The 15,445-nt window shown below is 72.5% G+C and carries 15 protein-coding genes; 8 read left to right on the top strand and 7 right to left on the bottom strand.

What is annotated here, in order from left to right:
• Positions 1-39: 39 nt before the first annotated feature.
• The 4 genes from ACIP93_RS28815 (at position 40) to ACIP93_RS28800 (ending at position 3,865) form a co-directional block, all read left to right on the top strand.
• A complete protein-coding gene (locus ACIP93_RS28815) occupies positions 40-867 on the top strand; it encodes a glutamate racemase (protein ID WP_401763209.1) in 828 nt (275 codons plus the stop codon).
• Complete coding sequence (locus ACIP93_RS28810; protein ID WP_345225560.1) at positions 845-1,411, top strand: hypothetical protein; 567 nt, start codon at positions 845-847, stop codon at positions 1,409-1,411. The genes ACIP93_RS28815 and ACIP93_RS28810 overlap by 23 nt, the downstream gene beginning before the upstream one ends.
• Before the next feature lie 298 nt (positions 1,412-1,709).
• Positions 1,710-3,308 (top strand): apolipoprotein N-acyltransferase, encoded by a 1,599-nt coding sequence (gene lnt, locus ACIP93_RS28805; RefSeq protein WP_401763205.1) that lies wholly within the window; start codon positions 1,710-1,712, stop codon positions 3,306-3,308.
• Positions 3,309-3,343: 35 nt separating this feature from the next.
• Positions 3,344-3,865, top strand: coding sequence for an NUDIX domain-containing protein (locus ACIP93_RS28800; RefSeq protein ID WP_345225564.1), 522 nt, complete (start codon positions 3,344-3,346; stop codon positions 3,863-3,865).
• Positions 3,866-3,938: 73 nt separating this feature from the next.
• Here ACIP93_RS28800 and ACIP93_RS28795 read toward each other — a convergent pair whose 3' ends face one another.
• Genes ACIP93_RS28795 through dhaK form a run of 3 tightly spaced genes read right to left on the bottom strand, consistent with a single transcriptional unit; the run spans position 3,939 to position 6,010 of the window.
• Positions 3,939-4,346, bottom strand: a complete 408-nt coding sequence (locus ACIP93_RS28795) for a PTS fructose transporter subunit IIA (RefSeq protein WP_345225566.1) — start codon at positions 4,344-4,346, stop codon at positions 3,939-3,941.
• Positions 4,343-4,978: a dihydroxyacetone kinase subunit DhaL gene (gene dhaL / locus ACIP93_RS28790; protein WP_401763201.1), complete on the bottom strand. Its 636-nt coding sequence runs from the start codon at positions 4,976-4,978 to the stop codon at positions 4,343-4,345. The genes ACIP93_RS28795 and dhaL overlap by 4 nt, the downstream gene beginning before the upstream one ends.
• A gap of 39 nt (positions 4,979-5,017) precedes the next feature.
• Entirely contained in the window at positions 5,018-6,010 is a 993-nt protein-coding gene (gene dhaK / locus ACIP93_RS28785; RefSeq protein WP_401763198.1) for a dihydroxyacetone kinase subunit DhaK, read from the bottom strand.
• Between the two features lie 462 nt (positions 6,011-6,472).
• Here dhaK and kdpF point away from each other — a divergent pair, with 462 nt between their 5' ends.
• From kdpF to ACIP93_RS28765, 4 genes are read left to right on the top strand one after another with little or no spacing between them, the layout of a single operon-like run.
• Positions 6,473-6,562, top strand: a complete 90-nt coding sequence (gene kdpF / locus ACIP93_RS28780) for a K(+)-transporting ATPase subunit F (protein ID WP_345225574.1) — start codon at positions 6,473-6,475, stop codon at positions 6,560-6,562.
• Positions 6,563-6,569: 7 nt separating this feature from the next.
• Positions 6,570-8,234, top strand: a complete 1,665-nt coding sequence (gene kdpA / locus ACIP93_RS28775) for a potassium-transporting ATPase subunit KdpA (RefSeq protein ID WP_345225577.1) — start codon at positions 6,570-6,572, stop codon at positions 8,232-8,234.
• Positions 8,231-10,330 carry a potassium-transporting ATPase subunit KdpB gene (gene kdpB / locus ACIP93_RS28770; protein WP_401763194.1) on the top strand — a complete coding sequence of 700 codons (2,100 nt, stop codon included), beginning with the start codon at positions 8,231-8,233 and terminating at the stop codon, positions 10,328-10,330. The genes kdpA and kdpB overlap by 4 nt, the downstream gene beginning before the upstream one ends.
• Positions 10,331-10,353: 23 nt before the next feature.
• Positions 10,354-11,088: a potassium-transporting ATPase subunit C gene (locus ACIP93_RS28765; RefSeq protein WP_401763191.1), complete on the top strand. Its 735-nt coding sequence runs from the start codon at positions 10,354-10,356 to the stop codon at positions 11,086-11,088.
• A 56-nt stretch (positions 11,089-11,144) separates the two neighbouring features.
• On the opposite strand, the gene ACIP93_RS28760 is transcribed toward ACIP93_RS28765, so the two are convergent.
• From ACIP93_RS28760 to ACIP93_RS28745, 4 genes are all read right to left on the bottom strand, one after another.
• Positions 11,145-12,335: a cytochrome P450 gene (locus tag ACIP93_RS28760; RefSeq protein WP_401763188.1), complete on the bottom strand. Its 1,191-nt coding sequence runs from the start codon at positions 12,333-12,335 to the stop codon at positions 11,145-11,147.
• A 318-nt stretch (positions 12,336-12,653) separates the two neighbouring features.
• On the bottom strand, positions 12,654-13,445 hold the full coding sequence (locus ACIP93_RS28755; protein WP_401763185.1) for an ABC transporter permease: 792 nt from the start codon (positions 13,443-13,445) through the stop codon (positions 12,654-12,656).
• A complete protein-coding gene (locus ACIP93_RS28750) occupies positions 13,442-14,458 on the bottom strand; it encodes an ATP-binding cassette domain-containing protein (RefSeq protein WP_401763182.1) in 1,017 nt (338 codons plus the stop codon). The genes ACIP93_RS28755 and ACIP93_RS28750 overlap by 4 nt, the downstream gene beginning before the upstream one ends.
• Positions 14,459-14,570: 112 nt before the next feature.
• Positions 14,571-15,425 (bottom strand): DUF4097 family beta strand repeat-containing protein, encoded by an 855-nt coding sequence (locus tag ACIP93_RS28745; protein ID WP_401763180.1) that lies wholly within the window; start codon positions 15,423-15,425, stop codon positions 14,571-14,573.
• Between the last annotated feature and the right edge of the window lie 20 nt (positions 15,426-15,445).

Raw genomic sequence — 15,445 nt, 5'->3', positions numbered from 1 at the left:
TCACGGGGGAGTTTCGGGCCGGTCGTCTAAGGTGACTGGGTGAAGATCGCGCTCATGGACTCCGGGATCGGCCTGCTCGCGGCGGCCGCGGCGGTGCACCGCATGCGCCCGGACGCCGACCTCGTCGTCGCCTCCGATCCCGACGGAATGCCCTGGGGGCCGCGTACCCCCGACGACATCCGGGCGCACGCGCTGGCCGTCGCCCGCGCGGCGGCGGCCGAGGGGCCCGACGCGCTGATCATCGGCTGCAACACCGCGACCGTGCACGCCCTGCCCGCGATCCGGGCCGAACTGGAGCCGGGGATTCCGGTGATTGGGACGGTTCCCGCGATCAAGCCCGCCGCGGCTTCGGGCGGCCCCTTCGCGATCTGGGCGACCCCGGCCACCACCGGAAGCCCGTACCAGCGCGGGCTGATCCGCGACTTCGCGCAGGGCGTGGAGGTCACCGAGGTGCCCTGCCCCGGACTCGCCGACGCCCTGGAGACCGCCGACGAGGAGGCGATCGACCGCGCGGTGGCGGCCGCGGCCGCGCTGACCCCGCCGCAGGTGAGGACCGTCGTCCTGGGATGCACCCATTACGAACTGGTCGCCGACCGCATCCGGGCGGCGCTGCGGCGGCCCGGCTCCCCGGCCCCGCTCACGCTCATGGGGTCGGCGGAAGCGGTGGCCGCGCAGGCTCTGCGCAGGGCCGGTCTGGAGCCCGCGCCGGCCGCCGATCCGGCGTCCCGCCTGACGGTTCTGCTGAGCGGACGGCGTTCCGCGGGCCTCACCGCCCCGGCCCTCGCGTACACCGAGGGCCGTCTGCTCGCTGCCATGACCGCGGAACGTGAGTACGCTGCTACGCATGAGGGACTTCCCCCGCGCTGACGACGCCGACGGTCTCCCGAGCGAGTCCGCCCCCACCGGCACCGCCGTCTGGCAGGGCCGTGCCACCAATCGCGCCCAGTGGCTGCTCGCGGCCGCCGGCGCGGCGTTCCTGGCCCTCGGCATCGAACTGGCCGTCGACTCGTCCGGGACGCACGGCGCCGTGCCGCTGGTCATGTCCGTGGTGGGGTGCATCGCGGTCGGGCTGCTGGTCATCTTCGGGACGCTCGCCTTCGTGCACGTCGCGGTCAGGGTCGACGACCAGGCCCTGGAGGTGCGCTGCGGCCACATCGGGCTGCCACGGCGGCGGATTCCGCTGTCGCACGTGGTGGGGGCCGAACTGGACCCCCGGGTCACGCCCCGCCAGTGGGGCGGCTGGGGTTACCGGTGGCGGCCCGAGCAGGGGATGGCGGTGGTCGTCCGGCGGGGCGAGGCGGTGGTGCTCAGACTCGGCGACGGGCGGACCTTCACCGTGACGGTGGACGGCGCGGCGGAGGCGGTACGGGTGATCCGGAGCCGGTGCGGGCTGGGCCCGGCGGACCGCTGAGGCACGGGGCGGGCGGGGCCGTCGTCGCCGGGCCGCCGCCCCGGCCGCCCGCCCCTGGACCGGCGGGGCCGGAACGGACCGGCGGGGCCGGGGACGGATGCGTCGTGGCTGGTCGCGCCCCTGGAGGTCCGCCCGCGGAGCGCAGCGGTCGCGCCCATGCTGCGAGCCGCGGGGCGGAGCGGCCCCGGGCCCCGGGCGGACGCAGCGCGCAGGACACCGCAGGAACGATGCTTCCCGGTCGGCCCACGGGCGGGACCGCCCTGCTCACGCGGGCTGCGGCCACCGTAGACTCCGCCGGGTGAGCGCGACCATCACCCCCGTAGCAGCCCCGCCGGAACCTGCCCCGGCCGCACCCCGCCGAGGAATGTGGCTGGTGCGCACCCTCGCGGCCGCCGTGTCAGGGCTGCTGCTGTACGCGAGCTTCCCGCCCCGCCCCCTGTGGTGGCTGGCCCTGCCCGGCTTCGCCCTGCTCGGCTGGGCCCTGCACGGGCGCAGGCCGCGGGCCGGGTTCGGGCTCGGGCTGGTGGCCGGGCTCGGCTTCCTGCTGCCGCTGCTGTCCTGGACCGGCGAGGAGGTGGGGCCGGTTCCGTGGATCGCGCTGACCATCGCCGAAGCGGTCTTCGTGGGCTTCGTCGGCATGGGCGTCGCGGGCACCTCCAAGCTGCCCGCCTGGCCCGTGTGGGCGGCCGGGCTGTGGATCGTGGGGGAGGGCGCGCGGGCCCGCTTCCCCTTCGAGGGCTTCTCCTGGGGCAAGATCGCCTTCGGGCAGGCGGACGGCGTGTTCCTGTCGCTGGCCGCGCTCGGCGGCACCCCGCTGGTGGGCTTCGCGGTCGCACTGTGCGGCTTCGGCCTCTACGAGGCGGTCAGGCAGGCCCTGGCGTACCGGCGTACGAAGCGGCTCCCGCGCGCCGGGGCGGTGGCGGCGGCACTGGCCGTCGTCGTTCCGCTGATCGCCTCGCTGGCCACGCGTCCGCTGCTGGACGACTCCGCCGAGGACGGCACCGCGACCGCCGCCCTCATCCAGGGCAACGTGCCCCGCCTGGGCCTGGACTTCAACGACCAACGGCGTGCGGTGCTCGACAACCACGCCCGGCGTACGGAGCAGCTCGCCGACGAAGTCGCGGCCGGTACGAAGCCCGGGCCCGACTTCGTGGTCTGGCCGGAGAACTCCTCCGACCTCGACCCGTACCGCAACGCCGACGCACGCGCCGTCATCGACCGGGCCGTCCGCAAGATCGGCGTCCCGGTCGCGATCGGCGCGGTGCTCACGCCGGAGAAGGGCCCGCTGCGCAACACCCTCATCCAGTGGGACCCGCGACGCGGCCCCGTCGACACGTACGACAAGCGGCACATCCAGCCATTCGGCGAGTACATGCCGATGCGGGAGGTCGCCCGCGTCTTCAGCAAGGACGTCGACCGGGTGCGCCGCGACTTCGGCCCCGGCGAGAAGGTCGGCGTCTTCGACATGGCGGGCACCCGGGTCGGCCTGGTGACGTGTTACGAGGCGGCTTTCGACGACGCCGTGCGCGACACCGTGCTGCACGGGGGCCAGGTCATCGCCGTGCCCAGCAACAACGCCACCTTCGGACGCAGCGAGATGACCTACCAGCAGCTCGCGATGAGCCGGGTGCGGGCCGCCGAGCACGGGCGGGCGGTCCTGGTGCCGGTGACCAGCGGCGTCAGCGCGGTCATCCGGCCGGACGGCACGGTCGTCCAGCAGACCGGCATGTTCGTGCCGGACGCGCTGGTCGCGAAGGTGCCGCTGCGGTCGTCCCTGACCCCGGCGACCCGGCTGGGCATCGGGCCCGAGGTCTTCCTCGGGCTGCTCGGGGCGGCGGGCGTGGTGGGGGCGGTGGTCCGGCGGGTGCGGGTGCGCCGGGGCGCGCAGGGCGCCTGAGGAGGTGCCGTGTCCGGTCCCTTAGGGTCGGGAGCATGGCTACTCCCGACTTCATCAAGAACATCCGTGCCACTGCCGGGCACCAGCTTCTCTACCTCCCCGGCGTGACCGCCGTCGTCTTCGACGAGCGGGGGCGGGTGCTGCTCGGGCGGCGGTCGGACAACGGGGAGTGGTCCGTCGTCGGCGGCATTCCCGAGCCGGGGGAGCAGCCCGCCGAGGCCGCCGTCCGGGAGGTGTACGAGGAGACCGGCGTCGAGTGCGTCGTCGAGCGGGTCGTGCTCGTGCAGACGCTGCGGGCCGTGCAGTACGGGAACGGCGACATCTGCCAGTTCATGGACGTGACCGTCGCCTGCCGGGCGACCGGCGGCGAGGCCCGGGTGAACGACGACGAGTCGCTGGAGGTCGGCTGGTTCGAGGTCGACGCACTGCCCGGGATGCGGGAGTTCGCGACGTTCCGGATCGAGCAGGCGCTGGCGGACGAGCCGACGTGGTTCGCGCAGCCGGGGGAGTTCGCGCTGGGGGTGGCGGGGGTGGGGGTCACGCCCGCCGGGCACTGAGGGGGGCGGCCGCGCGGGGCGGTCGGTGGTGGTTGCTCGCGCGGTTCCCCGCGCCCCCGAGGGGGCGCCGTGCTCACGTCTTCCGGTAGGTGTACGCCTCCGAGGCGGCCGCCGCCACCATGTCCAGGTCCGCCCCCGTCGAGGCGGTGACCAGGGCGGCGACCGCGCCCTCCACGAAGGGGGCGTCCAGCAGGCGCGTGTTCGGGGGCAGTTCGTCCCCGTCGGCGAGCAGGGACTTCACCGTCAGGACCGCGCTGCCCAGGTCGGCCAGGACCGCCACCCCCGCGCCCTCGTCCACCTCGTGGGCGGCCCGGGCGACGAGGTCCGCGTTCGTGCCCAGGCCCCCGTCGACGTCGCCGCCCGCCGCCGCGACGGGGGCGGTCGGCCCGCCGCCCGCCAGGCCCCGCGCCAGCTCGGCGACGGCCGTGGCCACCGCCGCACTGTGCGAGACCAGCACCAGGCCCACCCTCGCGCCGCTCATCGGCCGGCCTCGGCGGTCTCCGCGAGCGTATGGAAGAGGAGTGCGGCGGACGCCGCCCCGGGGTCCTGGTGGCCGACGCTGCGCTCCCCGAGATAGCTGGCCCGCCCCTTGCGCGCCCGCAGCGGCACGGTGGCGAGGGCACCGCTCTCGGCGGCGTCCCGGGCGGCGCGGAAAGCGGCCGCGACGTCCTCCTGCTGCTCCGCCGCCGCCTCCAGCGCGTCCACCGCCGGAAGCAGCGCGTCCAGCATCGTCTTGTCGCCGGGAGCCGCACCGCCCAACTGGGCGACGGCGTCCGTTCCGGCGCGCAGTGCCGCCGCGAACGCGGGCAGGGAGACCTCGGCGGACTCGCCCAGGGCCTTGCCCGTGCGGCGCAGGAGGGTTCCGTACAGCGGACCGGAGGCCCCGCCCACCGTGGAGATCAGCTTCCGGCCCGCGGAGCCGAGCACGGCGCCGGGGGAGCCCGGCGGCTCCTCGCCCTGCGCCCGGGCGACGGCCGCGAAGCCCCGCCGCAGGTTGCTGCCGTGGTCGGCGTCCCCGATCGCGGAGTCCAGCTCCGTCAGCCGGTCGGCCTCCCGGTCCACGGCGGCGGCCACGGCGACCGTCCAGCGGTGGAAGAACGCGGAATCCAGCATCACAGTCCTCTCCTGGAAAGCTTCCGACGGCACGTCGGCTCACCGTCCCCAGCGCAGGGCGGCCGTCTGCACCGGTGCGTCCCACCAGTGCAGCAGCTCCTCGTCGACCTGGCACAGCGTCACCGAACAGCCCGCCATGTCGAGCGACGTGACGTAGTTCCCGACGAGGGTACGGGCCACGGCCACCCCCCGGCCCGAAAGGGCGCGCTGCACCTCGGCATTGAACCCGTACAGCTCCAACAGGGGAGTCGCCCCCATGCCGTTCACGAGTGCCAGGACCGGACCGGTCGGGCGGAGGTCGTCCAGGAGCACGTCCACCGTGTAGTCCGCGATCTCCCGAGCGGTCATCATGGCGCGGCGCTCGCGGCCCGGCTCGCCGTGGATGCCGATCCCCAATTCGAGCTGACCCGGCGGGAGTTCGAAGGTCGGGCTGCCCTTGGCCGGAGTCGAGCAGGCGCTCAACGCCACGCCGAAGCTGCGCGCCGAGTCGTTCACCTTCCGGGCGGCCTCCGCGACCCGCTCCAGGGGCGCGCCCCCGTCCGCCGCCGCCCCGGCGATCTTCTCCACGAAGAGGGTCGCCCCGGTGCCGCGCCGCCCCGCCGTGTAGAGGCTGTCGGTCACGGCGACGTCGTCGTCCACCAGCACCCGTGCCACCCGGATGCCCTCCTCCTCGGCGAGCTCGGCGGCCATGTCGAAGTTGAGCACGTCACCGGTGTAGTTCTTGACGACGAACAGGACGCCCTCGCCGGAATCCACGGCGGCCGCGGCGCGCACCATCTGGTCGGGCACCGGCGAGGTGAAGACCTCCCCGGGGCAGGCCGCCGACAGCATCCCCGGCCCCACGAACCCCGCGTGCAGCGGCTCGTGCCCGCTGCCGCCCCCGGAGACCAGCCCCACCTTCCCGGCCACCGGCGCGTCCCGCCGTACGACCACCCGGTTCTTGACGTCGACCGCGAGTTCGGGATGCGCGGCGGCGATGCCCCGCAGCGCGTCGCCGACGACACTCTCGGGAACGTTGATCAGCATCCTCATGCGTACCTCCAGGAAGGGCGGGCGGGACGGGCCGGTACCGACGCTGGCTCAATCGGGCCCCCGGGTCAACGGGACCGCGCCGAGTCCGGCGGCCCGGTCCGGCGGGCCGCGGTCCAGGAGGCCGGCTCCCGTGCGCTCCGGGGCCGGCCCCGGAGCCCTGCCCGTGCGCCCCGCAGGCACGGACGGGGGCGGGGGTGCGTATGGAGGGCGTCAAGGCTCGTACAGGACGCGTCAAGAGCGGCACCACCCGCGTCAGGGGTGCGTCAACGCAGGTCAGAAGGGGGGTGCGAGGGGCTTGGCTCATCCCGGGGCGCACGGCGCAGGTCGTGGGCCCCGGTCGTGAGACCTGCCTCTGTTCACCCACTGCATCCAGGAGTCCGCGATGGCCGATCTGGCCTTCGTCGTCACCACGCTCGCGGTTTTCGCGCTGGTGGCACTCGTCGCCAAGGGGGTGACGAAGCTGTGACCGCCGAGAACGTCGTCGGCCTGATCGTGGCCGTCGCCCTGCTGGGCTATCTGATCCTCGCCCTTGTGTACCCGGAGAGGTTCTGAGCCCGATATGTCTCCCGTCCTCGCCGGAGTGCTCCAGCTCCTCGCACTCGTCGCGGCCCTCGCGCTCGCGTACCGCCCGCTCGGCGACCACATGGCCGGTGTCTACTCCTCGACGCGGCATCTGCGCGTCGAGAAGTGGATCTACAAGGCGATAGGCGCCGACCCCGGCACCGAGATGCGCTGGCCCGCCTACCTGCGCGGCGTCCTCGCCTTCTCCCTGGTCAGCGTCCTCTTCCTGTACCTGATGCAGCGGGTGCAGGGCAGCCTGCCCGGCTCGCTCGGCTTCTCCTCGATCGACCCGGACCAGGCCTTCAACACCGCCGCCTCCTTCGTGGCGAACACCAACTGGCAGTCGTACTCCGGCGAACAGGCCATGGGCCACGTCGTGCAGACCGGCGGCCTCGCGGTGCAGAACTTCGTGTCGGCGGCCGTCGGCATGGCGGTCGCGGCCGCCCTCGTCCGCGGCTTCGCCCGGTCCCGCACCGGTGAACTCGGCAACTTCTGGGCCGACCTGGTGCGCGGCACGGTCCGCATCCTCCTGCCGATCTCGGTGATCGGCGCCCTCGTCCTGGTCGCCTGCGGTGCCGTCCAGAACTTCTCCGGCATCCACGCGGTCGGCCAGTTCGACGGCTCCGCCCAGCAGTGGAACGGCGGCGCGGTCGCCTCCCAGGAGGTCATCAAGGAGCTGGGCACCAACGGCGGCGGCTACTTCAACGCCAACTCCGCCCACCCCTTCGAGAACCCCACCGCGTTCTCGAACCTCTTCGAGGTCTTCCTGATCCTCGTCATCCCCTTCGCGCTGACCCGCACCTTCGGGCGCATGATCGGCTCGCTCAAGCAGGGGTACGCCGTCCTCGCCACGATGGCGACGATCTGGCTCGGCTTCACCGCGCTGATGCTGTGGACCGAGTCCGCCCACCACGGACCGGCGTTCGACCTGGCCGGCGGAGCCATGGAGGGCAAGGAGACCCGCTTCGGCATCGGCGGCTCGGCGATCTTCTCGGTCGCCACCACGCTCACCTCCACCGGCGCGGTGAACTCCTTCCACTCCTCCAACACCGGCCTCGGCGGCGGCCTCAACCTGCTGGGCATGCAGCTCGGCGAGATCGCCCCCGGCGGCGTCGGCTCCGGCCTGTACGGCATGCTCGTCATGGCGGTCATCGCGGTCTTCATCGCGGGGCTGATGGTCGGACGCACGCCCGAGTACCTGGGCAAGAAGATCGGCACCCGCCAGATCAAGTTCGCCGCCTGCTACATCCTGATCACCCCGGCCCTCGTCCTCGGCTTCACCGCCGTCGCGATGGCGCTGGACGGCCCCCGCGACTCGATGCTGAACTCCGGGGCGCACGGCTTCTCCGAGATCCTGTACGCCTACACCTCGGGCGCCAACAACAACGGCTCCGCGTTCGGCGGGCTCGGCGCGGACACCGAGTGGTTCAACTCGACCATCGGCATCGCGATGCTGCTGGGCCGCTTCCTGCCGATGGTCTTCGTCCTCGCCCTGGCCGGCTCGCTCGCCGAGCAGACCCCGGTCCCGGAGACGGCGGGCACGCTCCGTACCCAGAAGCCGCTGTTCACCGGCCTGCTGGCCGGCACCATCATGATCATCACCGGTCTCACCTACTTCCCCGCGCTCGCGCTGGGACCGCTTGCCGAAGGGCTCGCCTCATGAGTACGACCACCGTGGCCCCGCACCAGGAGACCCCCGCGGGACCCGCCCCTGACGGCGGTGGCGGCCGGGTCGGCGGAGGGCTCTTCGACCCGAAGCTGCTGCTGAAGTCGTTCCCGGACGCGCTGCGCAAGCTCGACCCCCGGGTGATGGTCAAGTCACCGGTGATGTTCGTGGTCGAGGTCGGCTCCGTGCTGACGACCGTCTTCGCCCTCCTGAACCCGGGGGACTGGTTCGGCTGGGCGATCACCGCCTGGCTGTGGCTCACCACCCTCTTCGCCAACCTCGCCGAGGCCGTCGCGGAGGGCCGGGGCAAGGCGCAGGCCGACACCCTGCGCAAGGCCAAGTCGGACACCGTGGCCCGCCGGATGACCGGGCCCGACGAGGAGCGGGTGCCGGGCGCGGAGCTGCGCATCGGAGACCTGGTCGTCTGCGAGGCGGGCGACGTCATACCCGGCGACGGCGACGTGGTGGAAGGCGTCGCCTCGGTCGACGAGTCCGCGATCACCGGCGAATCGGCCCCCGTCATCCGGGAGTCGGGCGGTGACCGGTGCGCGGTGACCGGCGGCACCAAGGTCCTCTCCGACCGGATCGTCGTCAGGATCACGACGAAGCCGGGGGAGACCTTCATCGACCGGATGATCAACCTGGTCGAGGGCGCCGCCCGGCAGAAGACGCCCAACGAGGTCGCGCTGAACATCCTCCTCGCGTCGCTCACCGTCGTCTTCCTGCTGGCCGTCGTCACCCTCCAGCCGTTCGCCGCCTACGCGGGCGCCGCCCAGTCGATGATCGTGCTGGTCGCGCTCCTGGTCTGCCTGATCCCGACGACGATCGGCGCACTGCTCTCCGCGATCGGCATCGCGGGCATGGACCGCCTGGTCCAGCGCAACGTCCTGGCCATGTCCGGCCGGGCGGTCGAGGCGGCGGGCGACGTGTCGACGCTGCTGCTCGACAAGACCGGCACCATCACCCTGGGCAACCGGCAGGCGGCCGAGTTCCTTCCGGTGCGCGGGGTGACCGCCGCCGAGCTGGCCGACGCGGCCCAGCTCTCCTCCCTCTCCGACGAGACCCCCGAGGGCCGCTCCGTCGTCGTACTGGCGAAGGAGGAGTACGGCCTGCGGGAGCGCCACCAGGGCGAGCTGGTCGGAGCGCAGTGGGTGGCCTTCACGGCGCAGACCCGCATGTCGGGCGTGGACGTGGACGGACGCAAGGTGCGCAAGGGCGCCACCGGGTCGGTCGTGGCCTGGGTGAAGGAGCGGGGCGGCCGGGTCGCAGACGACGCGCAGGAACTCACCGACCGGATCTCCCAGGCCGGCGGCACGCCGTTGCTGGTGGCCCTGGAGGACGCCGACGGCGCACGCGTCCTCGGCGTCGTCCACCTCAAGGACGTCGTCAAGGACGGCATGCGGGAGCGGTTCGAGGAGCTGCGCCGGATGGGCATCAGGACGGTCATGATCACGGGCGACAACCCGCTGACCGCCAAGGCCATCGCCGAGGAGGCGGGCGTGGACGACTTCCTCGCCGAGGCCACCCCCGAGGACAAGATGGCCCTCATCAAGCGCGAGCAGGCGGGCGGCAAGCTCGTCGCCATGACCGGCGACGGCACCAACGACGCCCCCGCCCTCGCCCAGGCCGACGTCGGCGTGGCGATGAACACCGGAACCTCGGCCGCCAAGGAGGCCGGGAACATGGTGGACCTGGACTCCAACCCCACCAAGCTCATCGAGATCGTCGAGATCGGCAAGCAACTCCTCATCACCCGGGGCGCGTTGACCACCTTCTCGATCGCCAACGACGTGGCGAAGTACTTCGCGATCATCCCGGCGATGTTCGCGGTGGTCTACCCGGGGCTCGACACGCTCAACATCATGGGCCTGTCCTCCCCGCAGTCCGCGATCCTCTCCGCCGTGATCTTCAACGCGCTGATCATCGTCGCGCTGGTCCCGCTCGCCCTCAAGGGCGTCCGCTACCGGCCGATGAGCGCGGACCGGATGCTGCGGCGCAACCTCGGGATCTACGGACTCGGCGGCCTGGTCGCCCCCTTCGTCGGCATCAAGATCATCGACCTGCTCCTCTCCCTCGTCCCCGGGCTGCGTTAACCAGAAAGCGTGCTGATCGCGTCATGAACAACTCCGCAGTGAACACCGGCCGGCTGCTGGGAGCGGGCCTGCGCGCCCTGCTCGTCCTCACCCTCGTGTGCGGGGTCCTCTACCCGCTCGCGGTCACCGGCGTCGCCCAGGCCCTCTTCCCCGCCAAGGCGAACGGCTCCGAGCTCAAGGACCCGGCCACGGGCGAGGTGGTGGGCTCCGAGCTGATCGGGCAGTCGTACAACCTCCCGCTCAAGAACGCGGAGGACACCCCGCGGGCCGACCTGCGCTGGTTCCAGCCGCGCCCGGCCAACGGACTCGGCGCCAACAGCGTCAACACCCAGTACGAGCTGATCCTCTCCGGCGCCACCAACCTCTCCGGCGACAGCGGCGCCGTCGACGGGAAGTGCCCGGCCAGGCTCTCCGCGTACCCGACCGAGGAGGAACGGGCCACCCTCTGCTACAAGGTGCTCAGCGCCCGGCAGGCCGTCATCGAGGACAACTCGGTGAACGGGTACACGGTCGAGCCCTCCGACGTCCCCGCCGAGGCGGTCACCTCCTCCGGCTCCGGACTCGACCCGCACATCTCGCCGGCGTACGCGGAACTCCAGACGCACCGGGTCGCCGCCCGCAACCACCTCGACGTCGCCGCCGTCGACAGGCTCGTCGCCGAGCACACCGACGGCCGCACGCTCGGCTTCCTCGGAGAGCCCCGGGTGAACGTCCTCAAGCTGAACCTCGCGCTCAAGTCCCTGGCCGCCAAGGAGTGACGGGGCAGGGGCACGACAGGTGGCGGGCCCCTCCGGGGCGCCCGCCACCTGTCGTGTCACACGTCCCAGGTCACCGGCAGGCTCTTCACGCCGTACACGTCCGCCGTCTCGGGGCGCAGCGCCACCTCCTCGGCCGGTACGGCCAGGCGCAGCGTCGGGAAGCGCTTGAGCAGTGCCGGGAAGGCGACCCGCATCTCGACGCGGGCGAGCTGCGCCCCCAGGCACAGGTGCACTCCGTGCCCGAAGGCCAGGTGCCGGCCGGCCTCCCGGTGGATGTCCAGCGTGTGGGGGTCGGGGTAACGCTCCGGGTCGCGGTCGGCGGTGTTGTACGACAGCAGGACCGTGGTCCCCCGCTCGATGGTCCGGCCGCCCAGCTCGACGTCCTCCGTGGCCGTGCGCATGGAGGTCTTGACCACGGTCAGGTACCGCAGCAGTTCCTCGACGGCCTTGTCGGTGCGGGAGAAGTCGGCGCGCAGCGCGGCCAGTTGCTCCGGGTGCTGGAGCAGCGCGAAGGTGCCCAGGGCCAGCATGTTCGCGGTGGTGTCGAGTCCGGCCGCCAGCAGGATCAGGGCGACGCCCTGCAACTCCTCGTCGGTCAGGTCGCTGTCCGTGAGCTCGCTGAGCACGTCGTCGGTGGGGCGGGCGCGCTTGGCGGTCACCAGTTCCGCGAGGTACCGCTGGATCGCCGTGTACGCGGCGGTCAGCTCCTCGTCGCTGGGCTCCCCGTTCATGAACAGCGCGATCTGCTCCTCGAAGGACGCCCGCTGCTCGTACGGAACGCCCAGCAGCTCGCAGATCACGATGGTGGGGATGGGCTTGGCGAACGCCGTCACCAGGTCCGCCGACGGGCCCGCCTTCTCCATGGCGTCCAGGCACTCGGTGGTGATCTGCTCGATCCGCTCGGTCAGCAGCCGCATGCGCCGCGCGGTGAACCTGGCCGTCAGCGGCTTGCGGTAGCGCGAGTGCTGCGGGTCGTCCATCAGCAGGAACTCACCGGGCGGCGCCGGCGGCAGCCGGAAGTCGACCACGTTCAACAGGTCCTTGCGCGAGCTGAACCGGGGGTCGGCCAGTACCGACCGCACCAGGTCGTACCCGGTGACCATCCAGCCGGGCACTCCGCCGGGGTGGGTGATGCGGCTCAGCGGGGCCTGCTCCCGGGCGTCGAGCAGCTCCTTCGGCGGGTCGAAGGGGCAGCCGGAGGTGCGCTCGGTGGGGAGCGGGGCGAGGGTGTGCGGGGTCACGCTCATGACGGGTCCTCTTCTCGGACTTCGGGCGGCTGTCTGGGCCGTTGTGTGTTCTGCGGCTTCTGCGGCTTCTGCGGCTTCTGCGGCTTCCGGGTGTCCCGGGCATCCGCGGCTTCGGGCCGGTGCTGCGGGAGCGCGGCACGATGTGTTCAGCGCTTGCTGAAAGCTACGTAGCCTTCGTGATGTGGTCAATTGGCTCTACGGCTCAAGTGCAGGTCAGCGGGCGCAATTTGATGCAATGACGCTGGCGTCGAATGCAATGGATCGTTGCAATGGATGCCCCCGAAGGCAATACTCGGAGGCACCTCACCAGGGCCCGCCCTACGCGGGATCGCGCTGGAACACCGACTTGGACCAGAAGTAGCCGAGGACGGCGAGCCCCAGGCACCATCCCGCGGCCAGCCAGCCGTTGTACCCGATCCCGGTGCCCCGCAGCAGTCCGCGCAGCGTCTCGACGGCCGGGGTGAACGGCTGGTACTGGGCGATCGGCTGGAACCAGCCCGGCATCGCCGCCACGGGGACGAACGTGCTGGAGATCAGCGGCAGGAAGACCAGCGGCAGCGCGTTGTTGCTCGCCGCCTCGGCGTTCGGGCTGATCAGGCCCATGCCGACGGCGATCCAGGTGAGCGCCAGCGAGAACAGCACCAGCAGCGCGAAGGCGAGGAGCCACTCCACGACGGTGGCGTCGTGCGAGCGGAAGCCGATGGCCACGCCGACCGCGCCCACGACGACGACGCTCAGCACGCACTGGAGCACGCTGCCGACGACGTGCCCGACGAGGATCGACCCGCGGTGGATCGCCATCGTCCGGAAGCGGGCGATGATGCCCTCGGACATGTCCGTGGAGACGGACACGGCGCTGCCGATCGTGGTGCCGCCGATGGTCATCAGCAGGATTCCCGGCACGACGTACGCCACGTACTCGGCTCGGCCGGCCCCGGCGCCGCCGATGCCCGTGCTCAGCGCGTCCCCGAAGACGTAGACGAAGAGCAGCAGTAGGACGACCGGCGTGAGCAGCAGGTTCAGGGTGAGGGACGGATAGCGGCGGGCGTGCAGGAGGTTGCGGCGCAGCATCGTGGAGGAGTCGCGCACGGCGAGGGACAGGGAGCTCATCGCAGAGCCTCCTTCGGCTGGTGGGAAGCGGCGGCGGGGCCGGCGCCGGGGGTGGCGGTGCTGCTGGTCAGGGCGAAGAAGACGTCGTCGAGGTCGGGGGTGTGCACGGTCAGCTCGTCCGCCTCGATCCCGGCGGAGTCCAGCCAGTCCAGGACGGAGCGCAGCTCGCGCTGGCTGCCGTCGCTGGGGAGCTGGAGCGCCAGCGCCTCGTCGTCCCGGCCGGCCCCGTGCAGGACGGCGGCGGCCGACCGGTACGCCGCCGGGTCGGTGAAGCGGATCCGCACGTGCCCGCCGGGGACGGTGCGCTTGAGTTCGTCGGCGGTGCCCTCGGCGACGATCCTGCCGCCGTTCAGCACCGCGATCCGGTCGGCCAGTTCGTCGGCCTCTTCCAGGTACTGGGTGGTCAGGAAGACGGTGACGCCGCCCTTGACGAGTTCGCGCACGATCTGCCAGGTGCGGTGGCGGCTGCGCGGGTCGAGCCCGGTGGTCGGCTCGTCCAGGAAGATGATCCGCGGGCCGCCCACCAGGGTCATGGCGATGTCCAGCCGGCGCCTCATGCCGCCGGAGTAGCTCTGGGCGGGCTTCTTCGCGGCCTCCACCAGGTCGAAGCGCTCCAGGAGCTCCGCGGTGACCCGGCGGCCCTCGCGGCGGGGCAGGTGGTGCAGGTCCGCCATCAGGAGCATGTTCTCCTCCCCGGTGATCAGGCCGTCGACGGCGGAGAACTGCCCGGTGACGCCGATCGCGGCACGCACCGACTGGGGGTCCGCGGCGAGGTCGTGGCCCGCGACGCGGGCCCGGCCGCCGTCCGCGGCGATCAGGGTGGAGAGGATCTTCACGGCGGTCGTCTTGCCCGCGCCGTTCGGCCCGAGGAGGGCGAAGACGGACCCGGCCGGGATGTGCAGATCGATGCCGTCGAGGACGGTCTTGCGGCCGTACGACTTGCGCAGTCCGGTGGCGGCGACGGCGGAGGGGGAGTCGGTCCGGGGTGCTGGGGGCGCGGCAGGAGAAGGCATGGGAGTTCCCGTTCTGGGGGGTGGGCGGCTTCCGGGGGTGCTTCGGTCTCCGGAAGGGGGTCGGGTTCCGCGCGTGCGGCGGCTCTCCGGGAGCGGGGCACTGGGCGGGGGGTCAGGCCTTGGCGCGGCGGACGGCGATGTTGCCGTACTTGGTACGAGCACGGATCTTGACGGTCTCCTCGGCCCCGGCCGGCGGCGCGGACGCGGCGAGCGCGTTGTGCACCCGTCCCGCACCCGCGTCGGCGTCGAGCCAGGTGGCCGTGGACGCGCGGACGCCGATCTCGATGGCGCCGTGGCTCGTCTCCACCTGCACGGTGCCGCGCGCCACCTCGGCGATGCGCAGCGTCCCGTGGGCGGTGACCGCGGTGACCGAGCCCTCGGCACGGGTGACGTCGATGTCGCCGACGGCGTTGCGCACCCGCAGTTCGCCGGTGACGGTGCCGACGGTGGTGGTGCCGTGCGAGTTCTTCACGGTGGCAGGGCCGTCGACGGACCCGATGCGTACGCTGCCGGAACTGGTGGTGAGTTCGGCCCGGCCCGCGACCCGGTCCACCGCGATCGAGCCGTGGGCGGAGGTCAGGTCGAGCGGCCCGGTCTCGTCGAGGCGGACGTCGCCGGAGGAGGTCTTCACCCGCACTTCCCCGAGCCGTCCCTCGGCGAACACATGGGTCCAGGACCCGGTCATCTCGACGTCCGAACCCGTGGGCAGCTCGACCGTCACGTCGACGCTCCCGACCCGGCCGATGCCGAGGCCGAGCAGGTGGGGCTTGGGCGTCCTGATCGTCAGCACGCCGTTCGTGAAGGTGACCTCCGTCTGCTCGGCGGCGCGGGCGTCCACGTCCTTCCCGGCGGTGCGGGGCCGCACGACGACGACGGTGTCCGTACGGTCGGTCGCCGTGAACTGGAGCGAACCGGCCTCCACGCGGACCGTGGTCATGATGGGGCCCGGGGTGTCGAAAGTGGGCATGGCTGTTCCGTCCTCCTGGG

It is taken from the genome of Streptomyces sp. NPDC088745 (assembly GCF_044751045.1).
GTDB lineage: Bacteria > Actinomycetota > Actinomycetes > Streptomycetales > Streptomycetaceae > Streptomyces > Streptomyces cremeus.
Note: the sequence above shows the minus strand (reverse complement) of the source record. Positions and strands in the feature narration are given on the sequence as shown.